This window comes from Actinokineospora xionganensis (genome assembly GCF_014323725.1).
Lineage (GTDB): Bacteria > Actinomycetota > Actinomycetes > Mycobacteriales > Pseudonocardiaceae > Actinokineospora > Actinokineospora xionganensis.
This window is the reverse complement of record NZ_JABVED010000041.1, coordinates 1-6448: the sequence shown is the minus strand read 5'-3', so window position 1 is coordinate 6448 and position 6448 is coordinate 1. Positions and strand designations below refer to the sequence as shown.

6 protein-coding genes and 1 pseudogene are annotated in these 6448 nt (G+C 66.4%); all 7 read right to left on the bottom strand.

Features of this window, described 5'->3' with window-relative positions; genetic code table 11:
* Positions 1–153: 153 nt before the first annotated feature.
* Entirely contained in the window at positions 154–1128 is a 975-nt protein-coding gene (locus GPZ80_RS31620) for a tyrosine-type recombinase/integrase (protein WP_246477680.1), read from the bottom strand.
* A gap of 224 nt (positions 1129–1352) precedes the next feature.
* Complete coding sequence (locus GPZ80_RS31615; RefSeq protein ID WP_187224775.1) at positions 1353–1571, bottom strand: helix-turn-helix transcriptional regulator; 219 nt, start codon at positions 1569–1571, stop codon at positions 1353–1355.
* A 15-nt stretch (positions 1572–1586) separates the two neighbouring features.
* Positions 1587–3221, bottom strand: a complete 1635-nt coding sequence (locus tag GPZ80_RS31610; protein WP_187224774.1) for a replication initiator — start codon at positions 3219–3221, stop codon at positions 1587–1589.
* The gene (locus tag GPZ80_RS31605; protein WP_187224773.1) at positions 3218–3643 is read right to left on the bottom strand and encodes a hypothetical protein; all 426 of its coding nucleotides are present in this window, start codon (positions 3641–3643) and stop codon (positions 3218–3220) included. The genes GPZ80_RS31610 and GPZ80_RS31605 overlap by 4 nt, the downstream gene beginning before the upstream one ends.
* The gene (locus GPZ80_RS31600) at positions 3640–5121 is read right to left on the bottom strand and encodes an FtsK/SpoIIIE domain-containing protein (RefSeq protein ID WP_187224772.1); all 1482 of its coding nucleotides are present in this window, start codon (positions 5119–5121) and stop codon (positions 3640–3642) included. The genes GPZ80_RS31605 and GPZ80_RS31600 overlap by 4 nt, the downstream gene beginning before the upstream one ends.
* A gap of 340 nt (positions 5122–5461) precedes the next feature.
* Positions 5462–5776, bottom strand: coding sequence for an AMED_5909 family protein (locus tag GPZ80_RS31595; RefSeq protein ID WP_187224771.1), 315 nt, complete (start codon positions 5774–5776; stop codon positions 5462–5464).
* 442 nt (positions 5777–6218) lie between these two features.
* Positions 6219–6448 (bottom strand): annotated as a pseudogene (locus GPZ80_RS31590) (hypothetical protein); the annotation flags it as partial.

Here is a 6448-nt window from a genome sequence, read left to right as displayed (position 1 = left end):
GGGTCGCAGGTTCAAATCCTGTCAGCCCGACGGTCGTACGAAAGCCCCCTGATCTGGATATTCTCCCAGGTCAGGGGGCTTTCGTCATGCTTGGGGATGATCATGACCAAGATCGTTTCCCGAGCGTCTTGGGGACCATTTGGGGACCACAGGTCACACGACCCGGAGCCGGGGACCACGGGGCGCGTGCAGGTGCTTTGACAGCAGAACGCCCGCATCGGTGACCGATTGGCGGTCGGGGTGCAGGTACCTCTGCGTGGTCGCCAGCGAGCCGTGACCGGCGATCTTGCGCAAGTGGTGGACCGGCACACCGGCGTCGGCCATCCACGTGAGCGCGGTGTGCCGCAGGTCGTGACGGCGCAGGTGCTCGAATCCGATCTTGTCCACCACGTCGTCCCAGTGAGTGGCGTCCCGCAGGACCGCCGTCGAGATGCGCCCGCCACGTGGACCGGTGAACAGCCGAGCGTCCGGGTCATGCCTGATCGCTTCGAGCCGCCGTGACACCAGCTCCTGAACCTCCGCGATCAGCGGCACCGTCCGAGCCCTCTTGCCCTTGGTCCCCTTGTCGACCAGGCCGCCAGGTGCCGGGGTCGTTTGCCGACGCACCGTCCACGTCCACTCGTCCGTGTTGATATCGCCGACCCGACACCCGGACACCTCACCGATCCGAGCCGCGGTGCACCCCGCGAAGATCACGACGTCACCCCAGCCCTGAAACTTGCCTGCCGATCTCGCGACAAGGGTGTCAGCGAGCCGAGTCAGGGTGTGCCAGTCGGGCAACGCCAGGGACCGTGGATCGTCTAGTTCGTCCTCCGCCTTCTTGAACTCGTGTTGCCACCCGGTCACACGGGCCGGATTCCGATCGATGAGCCCGTCCCGCAGGGCTTGTTCCATAACGCGGACCAGGACGGCCAATGAGTTCTTGACCGTCGACCGACCGCATTCGTCAGCGATCCACGCGCGTACGGCACGGTCCACAGCGCCATTGGTGACCATGGTGACGGCCATGTGTCCGAGCGTCGGAACAACGCGCTTCCGCCAGCCCGCCAGGTACGGATCGGTGGTCTTGCTTTCCAAGCCGCGCAAGGCAAGCGGCATATTCGCGTTGCCGTAGTCGACCAACTTCATGACGGCCGTTTGCGGGCTGAGTCCTCTGAGAGCGGCCCGCTGGAGTCGATCTATCCAATCGTTCGCTTCGTCCTCGCTCACGAACGATTCGGACACTGAACGACGCTTCTTGGTCGTCGGGTCGATCCACCGCAGCCGCGCCTTGTACGGCGAGGCCCTATCCGGCCGATACTGGATATCCGGCCGGACCTCGACACCGACCGGGAGTGACACCTGTTCGCTCATCACGCGGCCTCGCTGTTCGGATCGGTACGCCTACTACGTAACCAGGTCTCGACGTCATAGGCGCTGTACATGATCACGCGGTCGGACACTTGTACGAATGGTGGCCCTTGGGTCGGTGACATCGTCCGCCAGCGACGGATGGTCGAGCCGTCCACGTGCAGGAGGTTGGCTAGTTCCTCCGTGGTGTACCAGCGGTCATCAATCAGTCGGTTGATCATCATCATTCCCCCAGTTCACGCGGCCAACGGTTGAATTGCTGAAACATCGGTGCAGTCGCCGGGCGGTCCGGACGCGGCGAGTAGTGCGCGGTCGTATTCGGCCCGCCAAGTGATCCGTTCGGAGATGGCGCGCATGAGCAGGTGCGCGCGTGGGGGTGCATTGCGGTCGCCGGGGGTGACCTTGCGCCACATCAGCCGGGACGTGTCCGCGGTCGGTTTCTCGATCCCGACCGCCGCCAGGGTGGCCACGACGAACGCCGACCGGTCGGCCTTGTGTTCGGCGACGGTCTTGCCCGACCACTTCCGCGAGACGAGGACCCGACGACCAGGCAGGCCGAGAGTGGTCCGGCGGTGTGCGCGGCCCTTGCACTGGCCGGGGACGGTCCGGGAGGTGACGCCCTTGGGCTGGACGCCGTAGAGCAGCCAGACCGCGCAGCGCGGCGAGCACGGGGTGATGGCGAGTTCGGCGTGAAGCCGGTCGTGGTGAGCGGCTTGGGTGTCGGTATCGGACGCGATGACCTCACCGGTGGACTTGGTGAGGTACTTGGTCAGGTAGCCGATGTGTCGCCCGGCTTCCTCGGTGCCGCCGAGGATGCCCTTGGAGTGGACCTGTTCGCCGAAGCGGGCGACGTGGACGGGTTCGGTCACCGCGTCGACCGCATCCGCCCAGGACGTCAGCGGCACATTGGTGTCCGGGTCTACGAACGATGCCGTGTCCGCGTGCCACACCGGCAGGTGCGCGCCCGTGTAGACGAGCTGGTCGTGGTTGGGCCACCAGACTTGAAGGTAGGTAGCCGCGGTGACCTGCCGCAGCACCTCGTGCGGGATCGAACCGCGCATCGCCGCGTGCAGGTGTGGCGCCGCTCGTTTCTGCGGTTCGACGGTGGCGAAGTACTGCACTTCCCAGCCGACGACGCGGCGAAGGTTCTGCAACCACCGATCGATCAGCGAGGAGAAGTGCACCGCGTCGCGAGCAGCACGCGGGTAGTCGTACCGGTTGGGGTCGATCGGGGAGCCGTCGGACTTGACCGGCCCGTAGCTGTCGCACGTGAGGGTGGCGAACATCGACGGCCGGAACTTGCCCGCGTACTCCCGTCCCACCGTGCGCTTCTCCACTTTGCGCCGTGGCAGGTTCGGCGCGTCTTGCCGCCGCCGTGTCGAGCGCACAGGAGCTCGCTTTGGTGCGGCGTCCGGCGAGGGGAAGCGACCGCGAACACCCATCGCCCGCAGTTCCTCATCAACCGAGTGGATCTCCTCCCGCAGTTCGTCAGCATCGCCGCCCGCCCCCTGCTCAATCGCCTCCTGATACCGGACGAACAGATCGGCCCGAAGCTCCACAAGCGACTTCTGATCAGCGGTCGGCGCGGTCGTGGTCACCTTAGGTTCGGTGACCATGTGCCAGCCCTCTCGGCACTGGGCCATGCGCAGCGCCCGAGCTTTCTTGGCACACGGCAGACAGACGCTCTCCACGGTCGACCCGCAGGGAACGCCGACGTAGCGGAGTTCTCCGGTGTCGAGGTCGCCGACCTCCATCGTGAACGGACGCACACACACGCCGTGCTTCTCGGCCGCCGCCTTGACCACGTCCGCAGATAGCGGAGGCCGGACCTTCTCCACGGCCGGGGTCACCGGCTGTTGGGTGGAAGTCATGCCGCCACCGCCCTATCCGCCGCCCACGCTTTGAGTTCGGCCAGGTCGAGCGAGCGACGAGTCCCGGACTCCAGACCGACCGCAGCGAGGTAGTCCGCAGCCCCGTACACAGCGACCTTGGTGCCGTCGGTCAACTGCCCGTAGACGTAGAGGTGCATCCGGTCGCCGTCGGCGCGTTCGTAGCGGTACACCGATGCGGTCACACCGGTCAGGGTGTCCGCCCAGGCCAGCATCGACCGGGACAGCTCGGACAGGGTTGTCTCGCAGTCGAGTTGGAAGGTCACCGGTTCCTCGTTGCACCAGCCCGCGTAGGTATTCACGAGGACCGGCATGGGGACATCCGCGAACACGGCGAGGTGTTCGGCGACCGCCGCGAGTAGGCCGGACAGGCAGGTGGTCGTGGTGATCATGTTGGTGGTCATGCTGCCGAGCCTCCATCGGTCGCGGAAGTGTTGTCAGGAAAGGGAAGAACGGTCGCCGAGGTGTCGGAGACGTAGTGACGTAGTTCGATGAGATTGGTGTCGGTCGGGTAGAAAGCACGAGCCCGAACCGGGTGGCGTCGGCCGTCCTCCTTGACCCAGGCGACACCGGGTGTGGATTCCGGGATCTCGTGAGCGTTCGCCCCGCGTGCCCGTACACCGTCGCCGAGCACCATGTCGACCTGTGCCGCTTCATCCAGGCGCATCGCAATGCGGGTCGTGAACAGGTTGCGGAACGGCACGATCTCCTTGCGGGGGTCCTGCACGAGGGCCAGGACCCCGAAGCCGGGAGCACGGCCCTGCGAGGTGATCGTTTGCAGGGCGGCTTGCGCACGTTCCTTGAGCCGCTTATCCGTTTGGTAGGCGATCACGTCAGCGAGCTCATCCACGACCAGCAGCACGAACGGCTCACCACTGGCAGGGGTCCAGAAGCGACGGATGCCACGGAACCGGGCCGCCCGTTCACGAACCTCTACGGCCATGGATTCCAGCAGTGCCACCGCTTTCTCACCGTTGTCATAGGCGACCTGATCGAACAGTTCCGGGGCCTGCCCCAACTCCATGCCGCCCTTGGGGTCGATGCCGTAGACCTTCACCAGACCGGAGCGGATCAGCGGTGCGATCTTCCACAGCACCGCCCACAACAGCGATCCCTTGCCCGCCCCCTGCACACCGACACCGAGGAGTTGCCCACCGAGCAGCTTCAGCCGCCATGGCTTGCCGGTCTCCGTGCGCCCGATGGTCACTTTCCGCAGGTCCACCGAGGACTCGTCAGTGGCTAGCTCGGGCACCGGCAGCACGGCCGCCAACGGATCGGAGTGGATGAAGTCCAGCTCGACGGTGCCGGGCTTGACCACCCGCACCCGACACGAGTTCGCCCTGAACGAGTGCGCCAGACCGGAAGCGTGGGCTTCCCAGTGTTCGGGGGCCTGCCCCTTGATCAGCCGAACCCGCACCAGGTCCCGCCAGCCCTCCGACCGGGTGCGCTTGAGCTTGGGCAGGTGCTCCTTGCCCTTGGCGGTGCCGGTCAGGTTCGCCAGCCGCATCACCGTGCGCCACTGGTAGGCGTACAGGGCTGTACGGCGGTATTCCGTGCGCGCCCAACGGATACGACGGTGGAAGGAATCCGTGTCCCGCCACCACCAGATGAACCCACCCAGGGCGAGGGCCAGGGCCACGCCGCCGAGCCACCAATGACCACCGGCCCGGTAGAGCACGGCCGCGACGAGGGCCAGGACCACGGTCACCGGGTAGTACCAGACCAGCCGGGCCAGGTGCGCCAGCGCCCACACCAGCAGGCCCACCAGGACCACCGGGAGCAGGACCAACTTCACCTTGCCCGGCAGCATCGTCCACCACGGCAGACGCGGGCGAGCAACCTCCAGCGGAGCCGGGTCGACCCACCGGCTACCAGCGCGCATCACCAGCCACCCCGAGCCGAGGCGTCCGACGGATTGGTGATCGTGTCGAACTCCAGAGCCAAGACCCCGGAGCATCGGGCGCACTCCGACTCACCCGGCAGCAGCCGAGCGAACCGGTTACACGTCTTGCATCGCGTTCGGGTGACCCCACTTGCGCGGGCATCCCCGTTCTGTCCTACGCTTGGCATGTCTGATCCTTTGGATTGGATGTGCAGACACAGAAGCGGCAAGGCGACCAACCATCAGCCGCTTCTGTGTTCTCGGATTCCTTGCAGCACAACAAGACGCGCGGCATCGCCACACGACCCGCGTGCGTTTTTGTCTAATGTGGACTGTTGAGCTAGCTGATCAGCGCCGCCTCGGCCTCTCCAAACCCTTGCAGCTTCACGGCGTTGTCTTTGGCGAGCCAGGCATTAGCGCCCGCTTCGTAGCGGTGTCGGGTGTCGACCGCCGACACGTGCCGGTAGATCTCAGACCGCCACACGTAGTAGGCAATCCACTCAGCCCGAGGCGCTTTCTCATCGGGCGTGCGACGCACATAGTCATGAGCCGCCTGCAACGTCATAGGCAGTCGCGCGGAGTTCCGCCACGCCTCCACCTTGCGCACGTGCGCCGCCGACGACGTCGAAGGCCCGGCAATCTGCTCGGTACTCACCGCGCACCCCCGTCCCGTCGACGGGCTGACACCGTCCGCGCACCCCGTCGTACCGGCAAGCCCGTACCAGCGTCCGCGCGGGCGTTCCAGTCCCGCGCCTGCGCCTCGAACGCCTGCGCCGCAGCACGCACCGACGCCAACGCCCACCACGGCAGACCAGGCATACCGGCGATCTCGCGCCACAACACCCCGACCTCCCATGACGTCGATGCCATCAACCGCGCCGCCTGCGGATCCCCCGGCTCACACAAACTCACGTTCTCCGACGCCTTCCCATACGCCGCATACGCCGCCTGCCACCGGGCGTCCAACTCATCGGGAACCATCACCCACGCCTCTCCGAGCGGCCCGAAGACGGCCCAACCGGGCGACCCGGACACACCCGAAGGCGCATCCAGGGCCGCACCGGCCGGAATCCCCAACACCGCGCTCATGTCCCGACTCACGCGGCCTTGTTGACAGACTCGGACTTACCGGACTCCGACGAGGCGGCCGCCTTCCTCTGCGGACCGCCTGCCGCACCAGCGGCCCGGAAGCCCGACGCCCGGAACAGGTAGGACTGGAACTTGAACTCGCCGTTGCCCGCTACACGGGGCTCTGCGGTCAACCCCTCCAACTCGATCGGCCGCATCCCCGGCAGTGAGCCCTTTTCATCCTGGGCTGGATGCGTTG